The sequence below is a fragment of the Methylobacter sp. BBA5.1 genome (assembly GCF_000746145.1).
In the GTDB taxonomy this organism is placed as follows: Bacteria; Pseudomonadota; Gammaproteobacteria; order Methylococcales; family Methylomonadaceae; genus Methylobacter; species Methylobacter marinus.
Genome location: NZ_JQKS01000019.1, coordinates 24,434 through 42,953, shown reverse-complemented (window position 1 = coordinate 42,953; position 18,520 = coordinate 24,434). Strand labels below are relative to the sequence as shown.

The window sequence follows — 18,520 nt, the reverse complement described above, 5'->3', positions numbered from 1 at the left end:
CTCAAAATGCAATCAGCAAGGTTATAAAAATAAACAGCACCAGATAGCGCGGACTGAATAACAGCAGCTCGACCTTGTTGGCCGCGTAGCCCAACTGACGTCCATAGCGGATCGCGTTTTTGCCGATACCCCGCAGTACGAAGCTGTCTTCGAACCAATGCATAATGGCGGCTGCCCATTCGGTGATCTTGCCGGCCAGACCGCTGCCCTGCGCGAAACTGTCGACTTCATTATCGAGCCGGGCGCCGATCTTCTGCTCTTCGAGCTGAGCCAGCGTCGATATCGCGCGGATGGCAGGCGCCGATACGCCCAAGGTGCGGTCAACGATATGATCGTCAAAATAAGTCAGATCGTGCGCCAGGCGGCGTATCGGCTTGACCAGGGTCCAATCGGTGATCTGATCGAGCCAGAACCGCTGCAAGGAAGCAACATAGGCCCAGCGCATGCGTGCAATGGCCGGCGCGACCGGCTTTATCGGATTATCATGGACATGATGCACGAGCGAAGGCGCAACCAATACCTGATAGCCGCGAACCACGGCATGCGCGCAAAGATGCCAGCTGGCCAGCTGCCAAAAACCCAGGCCGCATTCCATGAACATCAAGCCCAGTTGGCCCGAGGTGGCAAACACCAGCGAACTCTTGACATCGGTTTGTGTCAAGCCAACGACAAAGCCGTAGACCGCCGTCAACAGCCCCGCGACCGCGACCAGAGCCATCGCCAGCGGCGCCTGCTCAAAAATCGGCTCCAGCAGAATCAGCAGATAAACGCCGGCATGCACCATCACCGCGCCGTAAAATATGGCACTGGACGGTGTAGGCCCCTCCATTGCCCGCGCCAGCCAGGGCGTAAACGGTATCTGCGCTGATTTGACACAGGCCGCCACGGCGAAACAAAGAGCGATGACAGTGGCCTGGCCCGTCGATAATTGCGCCGATGCCGACGTCAGCCTAGCCCAGTTTACGTCGCCGGCCCAGGCATAGCTCAGGCCAATGCCCAGCAAAAATGCCGCATCGCCGATACGGTTGGTCACGAAAACCCGCGTAGCATTCTGGGCGGCGACGGGGCGCTCATAATAATAGGCGATCAGCAAATAGGAACAGAGGCCGGCAATCTCCCAGCCGATAAACGTGCCGACCGCGTTGCCCGATAGCACCAGCAACAGCATGGCGGCGGAAAACAGGCTCAAGATAAAAAAGAACCGGTGAAAGCCTGCCTCCTTATGCATATAGTTGGTCGAAAAGCGCATAACGATAAACAGCAGGATGGTAAACAGCGCCGCCAGCACGACGCCAAAGCCCGTGGTGAGAAAATTCACCCGGATATCCAGCGTCTCGCTGCCCAGCCATTGACCGACACTGAAGGAACCGGCGTTCTTGCCCATCATGTCGCCGCCCAGCAGCGTCAAAGCCAGCAGGCTGGACAGAATAATGGCCCAGACCGCGATATCGACCGTCGTGGTTTCGCCTGCTTCACCGTCCAGCCAGCCGAACAGATGGCCGACCCCGATGGCTGCCGCGGCGGTAAACGGCAATAAAGGAATCAAAATAACAATTAAATCCACGCGCTTAAACTCCCCACAGTTCAGGCTGTTTGATCAACACGGGTGCCACCGGCTCGGATTTGCCCCGATAACAATCCAGCGAACTCGGACAAACCGGCAGGTCCCGGGATTCGGCTTGCCACGGCACAAATCCCGCGCCGCGCTCGAAAACAAAAATATCGCCGCTGTCCGGATCTTTCGCGCTTAAATGCACCCAGCCGCCGGCGATCAGTTCGCGCAGGCCTTCCTGGCGCGCATAGATTTGTTCCAGAACCGAGGTTTTCGCCTCAACCAGTATCTGCAGACGCATCGGCTCGTGAATTTCAACCATCTGCTTGGGCAGACCGGTGCGCAAATCGCTGGCCGTGCCTTCCATAACGCCGAACAGGCCGGTCACATTATGCGGGACTTTGGTGCCGCAGCCGAAACGTTCGTTATCGATCGTGGAAAAATAGTATTCCAAATTGATGCCGGCGCCGACCGGGCCGGCGGTCAGCAGAATCGACTCGAGGATGCTGCCGTCCGGGTCCTGCGTCGGGTCGTAGGAAATCAGGAACACTCGCCGATCCAGGAACAAGCCCTGGGACAAGGCGCGCCGGCCGACCACGGCCGCGGCATTGGTCGCATGACCGAATTCGGGGCGAACCTGGCTTAAATCATGCGCCCGCAACGTCACGTGCTGAAAAGCCCGGGCCGGCGATGCCGGCTGCCCGGCAGAGACAAACCGCCGGCAGCGTTCATGCGCGGACAATTCCTGCGCCCGGCCGATGCAGGTCTTGAATCGCTCGAATTCCGCATGCAGCGATGCCGGTATCAGGTCCAGATCGTACCAGGTCATCGCATCGCTGCAGGTGTCGTGCTGCATGCCCACGAACCAGCAATCATCAGGAATGACGATATTCTGCCGCGCCAGCAGCGCACGCACTTCCGGCCGGTTAGCCATGGCCGCGAACACGCGCGCATTCGGCCCGCCCTGGCGCCCGCCGCAGGCGCCGCAATCATGCGCGGCCTCGTGCGGATTGTTCTGGCTGGTCGAGCCATGCCCGGCCAGCGCGACAATCGGCGCAAAGCCGCTGGTCAGGCCCAAAATACGCAGCAGCGCCGCAACCCGTTCGGCTTGCTCGCTATCGGTAAAGCCCAGTTTGGGCCGTTCGGCCGTGGCCGGCGTGGACGTATCCTCGGAAGTAAACTGCAATTCGGTGGCAACCGGCGGCACCACAGTCCGGCTCAGCCAGTCGGTAACCGTCTTATGATAGCGAGGCAGCAAGGTTTTACCGAGCAGCCCCGCCAGGGTGAACGGCGCCAGCACATCGATCGCGGCGTGCGACAGTAACAGGTTGCGGCGCAGGCTCTGATACAACAGATAGCCAAAGCCCCGGCTCAGGCTGCGGCCTTTCTGGCGCGCGGACAAGGTTTTTTCGTGGCCCTGCCGGGCGATTTCATCGACTTCATGGGCCGGCGTGACGACGACCGGGCACAGCGGCGTCACATGTGTGGCATCGAGGCCTTTATAATTCATCGGAATGCCGAAAAATCCGGCCACGCCCAGGGTTTCAATAGCCGGGTTCAGCTCTTCGAGATGGCGACGGAAACTTTCCTCGCGCTCATCCATGCAAACGATGATTTGCGCTTCGGGCCGGGTCGTGCGTCTGGCCCAACGCCCCCGGTTATGATTGACGTGCAAGGCCTGAAACAGCATATCGCGATAATGACGTTCATAGGCGCATAGCCAGACTTTGCCGCGTTCTGTTGCATTGAATTGGTCCAGCACGGACAGCATCAGCAGCAAATCCTGCTTTTTCAGGGCTTTTATATGCGCCGCATTGATCCCCAAGTGCTGACAGAGCCGGAACAAGCGCCAGCCGCTGCAATAGATGGTGTGATTGCGCTCCGCCTGCTGCACCGCCAGCGGACTGCAGCACCAGATGCCGATCAGGTCGGCAAGCTGCTGCCAGTCGGGACGCTCATGCCGTTCAGACCCGGCAAGAAACGCCAATGACTCCGCGCGGTCGGCCAGGTATTCCGGCAAATTGCCCTGGTATAACTTACTGCGCACGATGAATTCGGACAGGTTTTTATGGAAATAAGACTTAAGGCTGCTCAATTTGGCCTCGATCAGCCAGGTTTCGCGGCAAATCTGGTTCAACCAGAGCCTGTCCAGCGTCAGCCGGATCGCCAGATAGTCGGCGAGCTTGGGGTGGGCGTCGTTGTCCGTGTGATAGTGCGGATGATGCTGGCGCCAGTTGATCAATCCAGACCAGCCGGGCACTTCCAGCGCCAGGCGGCGCAAATACCCGTCCCATTGGGCCTGCGGTATTTCCAGATGGCTCAGTTGCAGGATGATCGCATCGACGGCATCCTCCGGCAGTTCGGCCATAATCTGTTGCCAGTCCGGCAATTCATGCAAAAACGGATTGGCATCATAAGCGGCCGTTGCGCGCCAGGCACCATAAAGACCCAATTGACTGCGCTCGGGGATAGGCCATGGCGCCAAGCCTTCATCCAGGCCCGAGGCGCAGATGCGGATCAGCTGCGGGCGCACGGAATCGAGGATGTCTATGCCGGTCAAGTGCTTGATGAAGCCGCGCAAGGTCATGCCATCACCCATCTCGGCCAGCAGCTCATCCAGCTTCTGGCGCGCCTGCTGCTGCATTTGCTGATGCAAAGGCGAATCTTTCATGCTGATGCGTGCCCGGGTCAGCCAGTCTTCCGCCTGCTCCATGGATAACTCGAGCAAGTCCTCGGGATGCAGACTGGCCTGCTCCATATCCAGCTTGGCCAGAATGCTTTCCCACAAGGGCCTGATCGCGCTCGCCGGCAATTGATTGCGCACCGGCTCCGGCACATCGGCTTGCACCGACTCCAAGGCCGCCATTTCTTCTATCTGCCAGTTCAATTGGCTGACCGTAATCGACGGCAGATCATATAACAGCGCGATGCGATAAATATCCTTGCGCCTGATGATTTTATCGCCCGTGTGACAAATAATCTGTTCGGCCTGCAAGCCGGGCTCGGCGCCCAGCGCGGCTTCGATATCCCGGTCATTGATACGCCCTGTCCGATAATGCTCCCGGCTGCATGCTTCAGGCAGATAACCATGAGTGCCGGTCAACGCCTCGAAGGCCGCCAGAGCTTCTTCAAAGGGCAGATGCTGGAAACCGTGCAGGGTATTGTGATGCACGAAATCTAGGATAGGCGCCTGTCCGGGCAGCACATGATCCAGGTGCTCCAGAGCCTCGGTCACTTGCGCGCGCAAATCGGCTATGGCGCTGGATTTTAATGGTGATACTTGCATTACTACAGAACTCGTTTTATTTCCTAATGGACGGGATTAATCACGCTGTTCATCTGGAACAGGGTTGCTGTTGACAGTTCAATCAACGGTGCAGGCAGCAATCCGAACACCACGATACCCGCCACCAGTATACCAGCAGCGATTAACTCCGAAGGACGCAGATCCTCTATCTGCTGCATGTGAGGCTTTACCGGCCCGGTAAACAGCATGCCGATAGTGCGGATCGCATAGGCGGCGCTGATCAGCATGCTCAGGCTGAAAAATACCATTAAACTGCCCCAGCGCTCAAAGCCGCCGATCAGTGCGTGCAGTTCGGCGACAAAACCGATCGAGCCCGGCAGGCCCATCGCGGCCAGCAATGTCAAGGAAGTAAAAACGGCGAAACGAGGCATCACCTGAACCAGCGAACTGTAATCCTGGATGTTGCGCGTATGCGTGCGCTCATACAGCAACCCCACCAGCAGGAACAAGGCGCCGGCAATCAGGCCGTGGGCGTTCATTTGCAGGACCGCGCCGGTAAAACCCGCTTCGTTCAAGGCCGCGATACCCAGCAAAATGATCCCCATATGACTGACCGAGGAATAGGCGACCATGGCTTTCAGATCGCTTTGCCGCCAAGCCAGCAGACCGCCGTAGATCATGCCGAACAAGGCCATGAAAACCAACAGCGGCTGCAAGGTTTGAGCCGCTTCCGGCAACATGACGACGGCTCGCAGCAGACCGTAGGCCCCCATTTTCAGCAAGATACCGGACAGCAGAATACTGACCGGGCTGGGCGCTTCGACATGCGCCAGCGGCAGCCAGCCGTGCAGCGGAAAAATCGGCATCTTGACGCCGAAACCGATTAAAAAGCCCAGCAAGGCCCAGACCTGCTGATCTTTCGGCATGTTTTGCGATACGTGCACCATCGCGCTCATCAGGGACACATGTTCAGGCACATACTCATACACCGCAATCAGGCTGATCAGCATGAATACCGAACCGCCCATGGTATACAGCACGAAATTAAGGCTGGCCGCATGGCGTCTTTTACCGCCCCAGCGATCGATCAGAAAAAACAGCGGAATCAGGGTCACTTCCCAGAAGATATAGAAAACCGCCCAGTCCTGAGCCAGAAACACGCCCAGCATGCCGAACTCCAGCAACAGCATGCAGATATGATAGCCCTTGACGCGGCGGTTAATGCTAAGAGACGCCAGCATCGCGATGGACGTCAGCAGGGTCGCCAGCACCAGCATCGGCATGGATAACCCGTCCAGGCCTAATGCATAAGCGCTGCCGAATTTGGGATTGAGTGGAAAATATTCACTGAACTGCACGCCGGCATCATGCCGTTCATACTGGTATGCCAGCCAGCAGCTCAGTATAAAAACCATAGTGGTGAACAGATTGCCGATACCACGGATGACCTGAGTGTTCTGACCCGGCGTTAAAGCCAAAAGAAGCGCGCCCACAGCCGGTGTCCAGAGTAGTATGCTAAGAATCCCCATGTTTACATTTATCCTGTGGAGTATCGGATACTCTGATGTTGCCTGTATTACAAACGGACGATTATGCCTTCAAGCCGTCTGCTTTCTCCTTCTATCCACTTTTATCCGTAAGAATGAGGGAGTTGCCTACTCAGCTTGATGTTAAAAAAGTCCCCGGTTAAGTCTATACCAATAAAACGATATTAATAAGCAAGTAATGTGCCTTGATTGTCATACCCGGCTTTCACATGAACACCCAAAAATACAATCCGGTAACACCGACTGTGCAGGTCGTTACCAATTTTGCTTTCTGAAGGGATGAGCATTCCCGCCAATAACAGCTCATGTCCGCCATGCAACGCTCCCGCTTGGCGCGCAGATATCCGATAAACCGGGGCAACGCGCGCCACAGCCGATACATTCCGAACAACGCCAGGCACAGCAACAGATAGAACACGATAATCTGGCTCTGGTGGCGCGTTGTATGAAATACATGCTCAATGAGTTCTTCAAGCCCAAGCTCGAACCACTCGAAGGCAATATGGCCGAACGCGAGCAATGCATGCAACAGCACATCATAGGTACTGATCACAACAACAATCAGGACGGTCCAAACGATCGTTTTTCGATGAGCTTTAAACATCATGCGTCATCCTCAGGATTTCGTTAAACATCGGAATAAAACCGAACTTTGCCGGTTTATGTCGTACATCCCGAAACGAGCCCTAAAACGCCCTGATCATCGATTACCTGTCTTCTACAATTTTCCCTGCCTGGGCCTGGCAAGAGATGCCAATGGCATTTCCACTAAATAACACGGCCCGATGGGCTCTGTTATCAAGCGCATGCATACCCTTGCCGCTCTCATGTGCAGCGTCATTGTATTTGCGTAACCTTTCAATAACCTTTCAGAGCTTGGGCTGAATTTTGCAGCCGTTCAGTTCTTCTGGTCAGCCGGCGCTGTTCACTCGCCGGACCATTGCGCAATCCTTCTCGCGACCAAGCATTATCTTCTCTTCGCAGCGCCGATTAACTGGCTGCCTTTGAATCGAGCGCGGCTTGAATTTTCCCGGCGCCACCCAAGGGGCCGGCAGTTTCCGGTTCGAGCAAGGCTTTAACTTTCCCTTTCTCCTTCAACGCCTTAACTTCCTTCAAGTCATCGGGTACCGGCTGAATTTTTCCCTTGCCCTCCAGTTCCCTGGCCTCTACCTTGATGTTATTGTCCTGGGCGCTCAACATGAAATCATGAATGGTTTCGAGAATGTCATGATCGATAAACTGCGTTTTTGAACCGTCAATCAGAACCGTGCTGTTTTCTTCGATCTGGTTGAAGTACTGTCTCAGCCGGGCGCGATTGAGGAAGGTAACGTCCTTGTTCAAATTCAGGACATAATGATCGCCGATTTGAGTCATTGAAATGGCGGCATGGTAATTCGCCCGAATCACATAATACAGGCCGACGACAATACCGACCGCAATGCCTTTTAACAGGTCGGTCAGCAAAATCGCGACGATTGTGACCACAAAGGGTATCAACTGGCTCCAGCCTTTATGGAAAAACTCGACAAAAATTTTCGGCTTCGCGAGCTTATAACCGGTTTGCAACAGTATCGCCGCCAGGCAGGACAAGGGGATATTGTTAAGGAAACGCGCGAGAAACATCACGCTGAGCAGCAGGAACGAGCCATGCACGAAGCTCGACACTTTGGTCTGCCCGCCGGCATTGATATTGGCGGCACTGCGCACGATCACCGCGGTAATGGGAATACCGCCGATCAGGCCGCTGAGCATGTTGCCGACGCCCTGGGCTTTCAGCTCGCGATTGGTTGGCGCCACGCGTTTCAACGGATCCATTTTATCAGCCGCTTCGAGGCTTAACAGAGTCTCAAGACTGGCGATGATGGCTATCGTGAAGGCAACCGTATAAACCTCCGGCTTGGCCAGGAAACTGAAATCGGGGAAGGTAAACAACTGCAGAAAATCCGCCGGCTTTTCAGTGACCGGCAACGATACCAGATGTTTGCTGGAAATCGCCCATTCCGGCGCCATGCGCAAGGTCACCAGATTGTAGACAATGCCCCAGGCGACGACCAACAGCGCGCCGGGAATCAGCCGGAATAAAGTCACACGCTTGATAAAACTGCTTTCCCATAGCATCAGGATCAGCAGCGACACGACACTGACGACCGTGGCGCCGGGCGAAATCGCTTTTAATGCCCCGCCTAACGCTTGGACGGTTGCCAGCGCGGTTTCCCGCATATAGCTTTCGTCGCCTTCGAAATTGAAATCATAGCCGACGGCATGGGGGATTTGTTTCATGATCAGGATCAGACCGATCGCGGCCAGCATGCCTTCGATCACTGCCGAGGGAAAATAGGCGCCGATAGCACCGGCCCGGAGGAAGCCGAGCACCAGTTGCAGTACGCCGGCCAGCACCACGGCGACCAGAAACCCCTGAAAACTGCCCAGATGGTCAATGGCATTGAGCACGATCACGGTCAAACCCGCGGCCGGACCGGAAACACTGAGTTGCGAACCGCTCATCCAGGCGACGACCAATCCGCCGACCATGCCCGCAATCAATCCGGAAAACAATGGCGCGCCGGAGGCCAGCGCCACGCCCAGGCAAAGCGGCAAAGCAACCAGAAACACGACCAACCCGGCGGGGATGTCATGATGCAGGTGCTTTATATAGTAACTAAAATGTTTTTGAATCATATGCCCGTCCCAAATCTGGATCTAATAATTGTTGTGTTGAACCTTAATCCGCAATTAGCCAGTCCTAATTCGAATAAACCAGCAATCTCGCTATTCCTTGTTTCAAGGCTTTATCGCCATGAATGTCGTATGCACGGACCTGATCAGCGTCGCCGTCGTACTGCCGATGCGCAAATGGTCAAGCCCGGTCCGCCCTGCCGTCGCCATGACGACCAGGTTGTAATGCTGCTCGATGATATGTTCACGAATCGCATTGTGAGCCGAGTCGGCACCGTGAACGACAAAAAACTTCAGGTTGCCGGCAAGACCGGGCAGGTGTTGTTCGGCAACTTCGTGCAATTTTGCCAGCCGCTCCTGTTTTTGCCGCTCGAATTGTTCAGGCTTGCTGAAGTCGCCGCACAACGCATGGAACAGATGCACTTCGGCACCGGTCGCAAGCGCGATGTCGTGTGCGTACGGTAAGGCGGCAAAGGAATTCAGGGAAAAATCCGTAGGCACCAGGATTTTACGGAAAGGCGTAAAAGCTTCTTCATCCTCGACGATTACAATCGGGCGGTTGCCGAGGCGCAGCACTTTCTCGGTAGTGGACCCCATTAACATGCGCATGAAACCGGCTCTTCCGTGACTGCTCATGACCACCAGATCGAACCGCTCGGATGCATCGGCGATAGCCTGGGCCGTATTGCTATTTTGTTCGGTCACGCTATCCGCCAGGAAATCGGTTCCCACAGCCTCCGAGACAAATCGCCGAAGTTTTTCCTTGATGGCCTGAGCGATGGAGGCGGGATCGCCATCGGCATGAAAACTATCGACATCATAGTGAAACCCCTCCATATCCGAATACAAATCATAGACATGAAGCGGCGAGATCCGGCCTTTATAGATACGCGCCAATTCCTGCGCAACCGGCAAGGCTTTACGGCAAAAACCGGAAAAATCGATGGGAACAAGAATGTTATAAGGGTTTGGTGCTTCGTTCATGCCTTGAACTCCAAAGCTATTGTTAGAATTGATAATGCTAAAAAAATCGGCTTTAGCCGGAAGCATCGAGCGCTATCGCCGGTGGTCGTGTCAAATGCGGAAACGCCCTCGGTAACAGACTGTACCGGCCTGGCTCTCCGCGGATAAAACTTGTGCTCCGTAATCTCCTGCCCATCTATGAAAAAAAGTACTACCAACGCCATATAATTCACAGCATATGGGCCATATTCAATATTCATGGGCCGCCTGTGCAGATCAGGCGGCCGCCGGTAGTACGAGGGGCAATGACTAAGGAGAACGATTTTTTCATGGTGCCTGCGGTGTTGCCGGTCAAAAAGCGGCAGACAGTTGTCGGGGTTGGAACATAAACAACCCAAACCGTCGATCATCTTAGGCTGAACGCAATTTCTTCTCAGGCAAGGGTCTTTCCGTCTCGTGGTAATCGTATTTGAAAATCGGCTCAATCTCGGTATCGGGATACAGCGTAATCAGCGGTTTCAGCAGCCCGTCGTTAAGGCCATAGACCCAACCGTGCAAGGTCGGACGATTGTCTTCATGCCAGGCTTGCTGAATGATCGACGTATGGGCCAGCGTCTGCACCTGCTCCAGAATATTCAATTCAACCAGTCGGTTGACGCGTTGCTCTTCCGTCGGCAGCGCATCTATTTCGGCCTTGTTCAGGCGATAAATATCCTTGATATGCATGAGCCATTTATTGGTGATGACCAGTTGGGAGCTTTGCCGGCCCAGCGCCGCCTTGACACCGCCGCAGTTATAATGTCCGCACACGATGATATGCTTGACTTGCAGCACGGTAACGGCATATTGCAGCACGCTCAGGCAATTGAAGTCGGTCGCGATCATCTGGTTGGCGATGTTGCGATGAATAAACATTTCGCCGGGTTCGGCATTGACGATAATTTCCGCCGGTACCCGGCTGTCCGAACAGCCGATCCAGAGAAACTCAGGCTTTTGCTCTTTCGCCAACTGGGTGAAAAATTCAGGATTACTAACTTTTTTTTGCCTGGCCCAAGTTTTATTGTCACTTAATAATTTTTCAAATGAGTGCATAGTGATCTCTCTTTTTAATTTGTATTGTCAGTAAGTGCCCGACCAATGATTAATGTTATGCTTTTCAGCTGTATAACAAGAGTTACCAATCTTGACATTTCAGTATGAAATGATTGTATGTGCGTAACCTTTCAAGAACCTTTCACATGAAATTAAGAATGTATGAATATTTTATTAATAGAAGACGATGCGGTATTAGCGGATGGCTTGATGCATACGTTAAGCGCTAATGGCTACTCGGTGACTTCCGCCACCAAAGGCAGTTATGCCGAGCAGCTGCTAGACTCGCAAGGCTTCGATTTAATCGTACTGGACCTGTGCCTGCCGGATATTGACGGCCTGCAACTGTTGCGCAGGTTCAGGCAGCATAAAATAGCGCTGCCGATTTTGATCCTGACCGCCCGCGACGGCATCAGCGACAGGATCGAGGGCATCGAACAGGGCGCGGATGACTATATGACCAAGCCGTTCGAACTGCGGGAATTTGAAGCGCGCGTCCGTGCCCTGATTCGGCGCTGCTACGGCGGCTTTAGCAACGATATCGTCATCGGACGGCTGGCACTGGACACTCAGAGCCATCAAGTGCTGGCCGACGGCCAGCCGATACAACTGTCGGCGCGTGAATACGGCGTCCTGGAAATCTTGTTGATACAGGCCGGCAAAGTCGTCAGCAAGGACCGCATCGCTCAGCGCCTGTCGGCTGACGGCGAGGCGCTCGCCGACAATGCCATCGAAGTCTATATCCATCGCGTCAGAAAGCGCATAGAATCGTACGATGCCGTGATCCGTACCGTGCGTGGACTGGGTTACCTGCTGGAGACGGCCGATGGCTAAAGTCAGAAGCCTTAGAACCGAAATTCTGTTTCGCCTGATCATCCCGCTCATTTGTTTTATCGCGATCGAGAGCGTGCTTTCCTACTTTGTCACGCTGCACTATGTCAATGAAACCTATGATCGGTGGCTATTGGATTCGGCCCGCTCACTGACGCAGGAAATCAAGGTCAAGGACGGTAAGGTGCACGTGGAACTGCCGCCCGCCGCGCTGGAGATTTTCAAATGGGACGAGTTAGATCAGACCTTTTTCAAAATCATCTCCTCCGAGCAAGGCATGATCGTCGGAGACAGTTTTGTGCCGGAGTCCTTCGACCCGAGCGTGGATTGGTCGCGCCCGATCTTTTTTGAGGACGAGATTCGCGGCGAACCGGTCCGGGTCGTGTCCATGCTGGTCATCCGCGACGAAACCCCGGACAAGATTTTTGTCCATGTCGCCGAAACGGTGAATAAACGCCGGGACATGATGATCGACATTTTATTGGCCGATCTGGTCCCGCAGATTATTTTGACCCTGTTTGCCGGCACTTATCTGCTAGTGGGCTTAAAGCGCGGCTTGAAGCCGCTGCATGTGCTGGCTGATGAAATCGCCCAGCGCTCGCCGCGCGATTTGAGCCCGATCGCCGAAACGCATGTGTTTCTTGAAGTCCGCACACTGACCGACACCATTAATGACTTGCTGGCACGGCTGGCGGCGGCCATCGCCGCCCAGCAACGGTTCGTTGCCAATGCCGCCCATCAATTGCGCACGCCGCTGGCCGGCTTGAAACTGCAGGCGGAACGCGCCTTGCGGGAACAGGACCTGTCGGCCATGAAGCCGGCTCTGCTGCAAATGCAGAGCTCCGCCGACCGCGCGTCCCATACGATCACGCAATTGCTGGTGCTGGCGAAATCGGGCCCCGTCGACGGCATGAGCGAACTCAAACCGGTCAACCTGGAAACACTGGTCAAGGAGACCTGCATGGATTGGGCGCCTAAAGCCCTGCAGCGAAAAATGGATCTCGGTTTCGAGGGTCCGAAGCAGGCTGTTTACGTGCGCGGCGACGAGGTCCTGCTGCGGGAACTGCTGGCCAATCTGCTCGATAACGCCATCTTATATGGCAACGAGCACGGTAGTATTATTGTTAAGCTGAGACGGAATCCCACGCCCAGCCTGATTGTCGAAGACGACGGGGCCGGCATCCCCGACCAGGAACGGGAGAAAATTTTCGAGCGCTTTTATCGCATCCCGGGCAGCTCCGGCAACGGTTGCGGCCTGGGGCTGGCGATTGTCAAGGAAATTGCCGATCTGCACAAGGCGCGCCTTGAACTGAGCCGGATCAGCGCCGCGGGCGGCACGCGCGTTATTATCGTATTTCCGAATTTAACACCGACGGCCATTTAACCTCATCAAGCCCAAGCGCTGGCATGAACAGAACAGGAGTTAGCGATGATTTCATCCCATAACCTAAAAATCATCTTCGCCTCAGTCGCGCTCGGCACTGTTCTTCTGATACCCGATGTCGTGTTCGGATTTGTGTATGAAGTGCTGCATGGCTTGTATGAAGTGCTTGAAGAAGTGTTCGATGTGCTGATCGAGCACCTTTTTGATACCGGCACCCATGAAACGCAAATCATCGTGTTTTATCTGCTGCTGGCACTGATCGGTTATGGGCTTTACAGGCTGTGGCGCCTCTCGCTGCGCTGGTTTGATACAATCAAGGGCGCATGGACCCGGCAAAAATCGAATGCGCGGCTTTATTGGCAGGAAGCCTCCTGGCTCAGAAAAACCGGGATCGTGGCGGTTAGCCTGGCCCTCATCAGTTTCCTGGTCTACTGGCACACGATGTAACCTGACCAGGAGTTATCCGCCCAGCCGGCGAAAATGAACATTTGCCACAACCCGTAGACTGACGAACAGCAGCATGACCGCTGTCATATAAGCCGTCGCCACACCGAGCGAGCCGAATTCGGCGCCCAGCACAAAACTCAACGTCACCATGATGCTCATGGCCACCAGGGTCAGGCTTAATACGATGCGGTGCAAGCCCATGAATTGCAGATAATAAGGCACATCGGCAAACAAGGCGCTGAAACAGGCGCCGGAAGCAATAATCAGCATGGGGTGGTAGCCATCGCCGAAATGCGCGCCGAACAGGCCCAGTATGAATCGACCCGCGAAGATCAGAATAACCAGCAAGGCCAGGATCAGACCGCCGACCGCCAGAGCCCTCTGCTCCATAAGCGTCCTTATCGCCCGTTTATCGCCCCGGCCTATCATTACGACCATCATGGGCAGATAATAACGATTGGTTGAGGTCCCTATCAGCGAAATAAAACCGCCAGTCTGGGCGGCGACGGCATAGACGCCCACTTCCAGCCCCGAAGGAAAAAGGATTTCCAGAATGATGACGCCGCCGCTGGTCATGACGGTCAGCATCAGGCTGCTCAGAACCAGCGGCAGCGACCCGCTGAGCCATTTTTTACCGTGCATGACCGGCACCGTTTTGTTAAGGCCTGCCGGCATCAACAGTTTGGCGATTGTCCACATAATGATCAGCGTCATCGTCCATGCGCCGCCGAAACAGAGCACGGCGGTCAAAGCCGATGCTTTCACGGGACTGGCGGACAAACCAAGCAACAGCGCCAGATAAACCGCCGGCAGAAACAGTCTGTAAATCGTGACGCTGAGCAATTGAGCGCCATGCGCGGCAATGACTTCAACCAGAAACAGCGTCACGGCAATGACCGGCAAAAAACCGGCGAAAATCACAATGGCGATATGCGCATCGGCCTGACGCAACGCCAGAACGGCTTCAAGACTGATACTCAAAATCGCCACCAGCAGCAGACTGAAAGCGCTGATACCGCGCAGGGCAAACAGCCAGAAGCCGCGGAATCGTTGCCAGTCCTCGCGGTCACGCAGCAGCGCGACAGTTCGCAAGGCGTATTTTTCAAGACCCAGGGTCGCCAGCGTCGACAACATCGTTACCACCGACACGGCCACGCTGTAATCGTCGAAGTCACCGATACTCAGCCTTCGCGCCAGCAAGATATTGGCCGAATACATCAGGCCGTAATTAGCCAGCGCCAGCGCAAACAAACCGAGTGAGCGAAAACTGTTCGACTGCAGATCCAGGTGGTAATCCATTAACGTTATTTTTCAAGTAAGGCCATGCCTGGCACACCAATCGACAGGCGGCCAGGAAACCGTTCGCCCCGATGGCCGAACGGCGACCGGCGCTGATCCGTTTAAGCCTCGGGCTCTTTTTTGATGATTTTAAAGCACGCAACCGTGCCGTTCATTTCATTGGCGGTCAGCAAATAATGGTCCGCGCCCACCATAAAATGCGCGATACCTTCCGGCGACTTGACGTCTTCCCCGGGAATCTTGCCTAATGCCTCCACTTTCGGGCGTTCGGGATCGGCCAGGGAAATCAGCATGACCGCGCCCGCTCTTTCCATGCCGACGGCAACCCAGGGCACCCCTTCAAGATCAAAGGAAACCAGCATTTCCGGCTCGGCGCCTTTGCGGCCGCTTTGGCTGTCGAGATAGAGATGATGCGCAAAAGTCACCTCATCAAGCTGATTGCCCGTATCGCCGACAAACTTGCCCGTCCTGGCATTGAATACGCTGATGGTCCGGCCGCCGCTCAAGGTCTGGCCCTCGGTTTCCGTATCGCCTTCATCGGCGGTCACAAAATAGCGTCCGTCCGCGGTCAAGGCGATGCCATCGGGCTCCCGCAAGGCGACAATGGACTGATCGAAGCTCACCCAGCCGTCATTGGTCAAATCCGCCATGTGCTCCGTGGATCCCATGCCGTAATAGCCCATGACCTTCTCGCTGATCAAGTTGACGACGGCGACTTCGTTGGTTTCCTGCAAGGTCACGTAAGCCCGGCTTGCATCCGGCGAAATGGCGATGTATTCGGGCTCCAGCAAAGTAGACGAGTGCCGGCTTACCGGAATCATTATTTTGCGCTCGCCTTTGGTTTCATTGCCAAAAACCTCGGACTCTTCAAAACGCCCCAGATGGACTTTTTTGTCCTCGATCAGGCCATTGCCGTCGAAATCCATTTGCTTGCTGATGTTTCCATCGCCGTTCCAGTCGATCCCGACTTCCAGATAATGCCCCTTCTCTTCAATGACAAAGCCCTTGCGCGCGGTTACGTCGGCCAACCTCAGGTTATTATTGGCTTCGATCAGACCGTCCCGGTCCAGGTGCACGATCGAAATGCCGCCCTTGGCCTTGAAAAATTGCCGCTTTTGCTGATCAAACCAGAAATCCTCGCCCTCATTGGCGACCATGGCCAGACGGCCGTCCGGCGAAAAAACCACCGCATCCGACCCAAAACCGGCCTCAACCTGATCGATCAGCGCGCCGGTCGACGCCGAACGGATTTCCAGCCGGCCGCGCTTGACGCCCGTGTCGACGACCGCCGCGAACAGGTCGAGCGACGGATGAAAGGCCACGGACGTCAGTTCCTCGCCCTGGCCCAGTCCTAATGAAAAACGGGCCAACCGACGCAGCCTCTCGGGCTGACTGACATCGAGCACATCGACCTCGCCAGTGCCGAAATTGCTCAGCACCGCCCGCAGTGTAAGCGTTTGCACACTGACGATTTCCGTGCCTTTTTCATAGCCCGAGTAATAAAGGGAAACGGGCTTTAAATCCCACTTGACCGGCTCGACCGGTGTCGACACGCAAGCCGGTAATAAAAGAGTTGAAACCAGGGTGATAATGCAAAAAATTTTCAACGACAACCTCATGAGACAAGCAGAGTTAAACGGCGGGTATTCTAACCGTCCGTCCGGCTTATTCCCAACAGATGAAATTTTTATAGAGAAAAGCCGCATCTAAATCGATGCGGCTTTGTAAATGGCCTGGCATTGCCGGCGGACTCTAAAAATACAATTGTCCGCGCAGCATGAAGGTGTCCAGGTTGTCAGGCTGGCCGCCGCCGACCGTAGTCAAAGGCGAATTCTCAACCTCCAATGCTCTGTTGTAGTCCGCCATAAAACGGATATTGTTGTTGACATACCAGTTCAACGCGACCGTAATGTTGGACATCTGCCCGCCCTTCGAATAATCCGTTAAATCGACTTCCGCGTAACGAGCCGCGAGCTCCCAGGCGCCCAATCCGCCATTGGCCAGACTGAATGGTTTTTTCGGGTCCACATGATAGAACTTGCCTTTCTTGTACTTGCGCGATTCGCCGGTCAAGGTCCATGAAGCCTCGCCATACCAGCCATCAAATTCCAGATTGTCGGAACCGTCTTTCCGATCCAGCCACATATGGGTATATTCGCCGCCCACCGTGAAAGGACCATACAGCGCGTTTGCTTCCAGTCCCACCATCTTGATGTTATTGACGTCCTCGATATGCCCCGTATCGATCAGATTAAGATTGGACATGTGAGAAGTCTCATAGGAAAACCGCAAATCCTTGTCATTGACATCGTCTTTATGATCCGGAACCCGGTAGTTGCCGGCAACGCCCAAATGAATCACCTTGGTTTTTTCATTGATCGGCGCATAGGTCCAGCGAGAGCTGATCCCCCAACCTTCATCCGCCATATTTTTTTCTTTGTTCGGCGTGACGGTATCGCCGTAGATACCGACTTGTCCGGTCCAGTCTTTGTTCAGGCTTGCGACATTAAGACCGATGGCACGATCCACGGTAGGCGCGTTCAACACATCCATCAACGACCGCTCCATAAACATCAGGTCGTTTGAACTTTCCTGCAACTCGCGGCTGAAGGCCTGCTTTTGTTGCCCGACAGTGATCGCCAAAGGAATTTCCAGCGCTTTTAGCCCATGATATTGCAGGAACATGTCCTTGACCCCGACCGAGTTATCGGCGAAGTCCACTTGGCTTTTAAATTCCCAATCCTTGAAGAAAACACCGGTGAATTCCATACGCGCACGGCGGATTTCCGTGCCGTCATTGGCTTCAACATGATTGCCTTTGCTATCCAGATAATCGTCACCGCTGCTGTATGAGGCATCGGCATGAATACGGCCGCCCAGCTTGAACTGAAAATTTTTATCCGCCGTTTCAAACTGTACGCCTTTCTTATCCAGCTTGACCTTGACTTGCTCGGCTTCCTTCATATGCTCGTCCAGCGCCTTCAGTTCGTTGGTCTTCAGCGCCAGGTCATTGCGAATCGCCTCCAGCTCGGCCTTTTGGCTGGCGGTCTCTTCCACTTTTTCGAAAGTTCCCAGCTTGATCCGGTTGGGGCCGGGTTGAGCGTAGATTTGTTGCGTCGTGCTGTCGACATACAGATCAATAGCAAAAGCAGAGGATGACAGGCTCGCCCCCAGAACGCCCGCCACTGCCAGAGTAACTTCGGAGAATTTCATTTCTTGCTCACAATTATTATTAGAAAATGTCCAGCAAGAATAGGGGATTAAGGTGACGATTTAGTGACAGTTTTATTACAGTTTTATTACAGCGCCATCCTCCAGTCGGCTGACTTGAGAAGGCGGCCGCTCGGGGTGTTGAGCATCGATACGGTAGTTACCGAAGAAGACAGGCCGGGCCAGTCAAATAGGTTTACGCCGGGCCGGAATTTACCGCCCGGCTTTTTTTCATTTTAAGCATCTATCCGGGCGCTACGCGACACTCTCAA

13 protein-coding genes are annotated in these 18,520 nt (G+C 54.8%); 3 read left to right on the top strand and 10 right to left on the bottom strand.

The genetic code is table 11. From position 1 onward, the window contains the following. Position 1: 1 nt before the first annotated feature. The 7 genes from EK22_RS12745 to EK22_RS12710 all read right to left on the bottom strand — a co-directional run bounded on the left by EK22_RS12745 (position 2) and on the right by EK22_RS12710 (position 11,077). A complete protein-coding gene (locus EK22_RS12745; protein WP_036251505.1) occupies positions 2-1,564 on the bottom strand; it encodes an NADH-quinone oxidoreductase subunit 5 family protein in 1,563 nt (520 codons plus the stop codon). Positions 1,565-1,568: 4 nt separating this feature from the next. Further along, on the bottom strand, positions 1,569-4,838 hold the full coding sequence (locus EK22_RS12740; RefSeq protein WP_036251503.1) for a DUF2309 domain-containing protein: 3,270 nt from the start codon (positions 4,836-4,838) through the stop codon (positions 1,569-1,571). Between the two features lie 23 nt (positions 4,839-4,861). Further along, the gene (locus EK22_RS12735; protein WP_036251500.1) at positions 4,862-6,328 is read right to left on the bottom strand and encodes a complex I subunit 4 family protein; all 1,467 of its coding nucleotides are present in this window, start codon (positions 6,326-6,328) and stop codon (positions 4,862-4,864) included. Positions 6,329-6,551: 223 nt separating this feature from the next. Then, a complete protein-coding gene (locus EK22_RS23205; RefSeq protein ID WP_051961885.1) occupies positions 6,552-6,953 on the bottom strand; it encodes a hypothetical protein in 402 nt (133 codons plus the stop codon). Positions 6,954-7,336: 383 nt separating this feature from the next. Beyond that, positions 7,337-9,025: a SulP family inorganic anion transporter gene (locus EK22_RS12725; protein ID WP_036251498.1), complete on the bottom strand. Its 1,689-nt coding sequence runs from the start codon at positions 9,023-9,025 to the stop codon at positions 7,337-7,339. Positions 9,026-9,127: 102 nt separating this feature from the next. Then, positions 9,128-10,006: a universal stress protein gene (locus EK22_RS12720; protein ID WP_020158373.1), complete on the bottom strand. Its 879-nt coding sequence runs from the start codon at positions 10,004-10,006 to the stop codon at positions 9,128-9,130. Between the two features lie 390 nt (positions 10,007-10,396). Further along, positions 10,397-11,077, bottom strand: a complete 681-nt coding sequence (locus tag EK22_RS12710; RefSeq protein ID WP_036251493.1) for a carbonic anhydrase — start codon at positions 11,075-11,077, stop codon at positions 10,397-10,399. Positions 11,078-11,239: 162 nt separating this feature from the next. Here EK22_RS12710 and EK22_RS12705 point away from each other — a divergent pair, with 162 nt between their 5' ends. Genes EK22_RS12705 through EK22_RS12695 form a run of 3 tightly spaced genes read left to right on the top strand, consistent with a single transcriptional unit; the run spans position 11,240 to position 13,739 of the window. After that, on the top strand, positions 11,240-11,911 hold the full coding sequence (locus EK22_RS12705) for a response regulator (RefSeq protein ID WP_036251491.1): 672 nt from the start codon (positions 11,240-11,242) through the stop codon (positions 11,909-11,911). Further along, positions 11,904-13,292, top strand: a complete 1,389-nt coding sequence (locus tag EK22_RS12700) for a sensor histidine kinase N-terminal domain-containing protein (protein ID WP_036251488.1) — start codon at positions 11,904-11,906, stop codon at positions 13,290-13,292. The genes EK22_RS12705 and EK22_RS12700 overlap by 8 nt, the downstream gene beginning before the upstream one ends. A gap of 45 nt (positions 13,293-13,337) precedes the next feature. Beyond that, positions 13,338-13,739 (top strand): hypothetical protein, encoded by a 402-nt coding sequence (locus tag EK22_RS12695; protein WP_036251485.1) that lies wholly within the window; start codon positions 13,338-13,340, stop codon positions 13,737-13,739. Between the two features lie 12 nt (positions 13,740-13,751). On the opposite strand, the gene EK22_RS12690 is transcribed toward EK22_RS12695, so the two are convergent. From EK22_RS12690 to EK22_RS12680, 3 genes are all read right to left on the bottom strand, one after another. Next, the gene (locus EK22_RS12690) at positions 13,752-15,038 is read right to left on the bottom strand and encodes a lipopolysaccharide biosynthesis protein (RefSeq protein ID WP_036251483.1); all 1,287 of its coding nucleotides are present in this window, start codon (positions 15,036-15,038) and stop codon (positions 13,752-13,754) included. A gap of 101 nt (positions 15,039-15,139) precedes the next feature. After that, entirely contained in the window at positions 15,140-16,645 is a 1,506-nt protein-coding gene (locus EK22_RS12685; RefSeq protein ID WP_051961884.1) for a hypothetical protein, read from the bottom strand. Positions 16,646-16,790: 145 nt separating this feature from the next. Next, entirely contained in the window at positions 16,791-18,251 is a 1,461-nt protein-coding gene (locus tag EK22_RS12680; RefSeq protein ID WP_020158381.1) for an OprO/OprP family phosphate-selective porin, read from the bottom strand. Between the last annotated feature and the right edge of the window lie 269 nt (positions 18,252-18,520).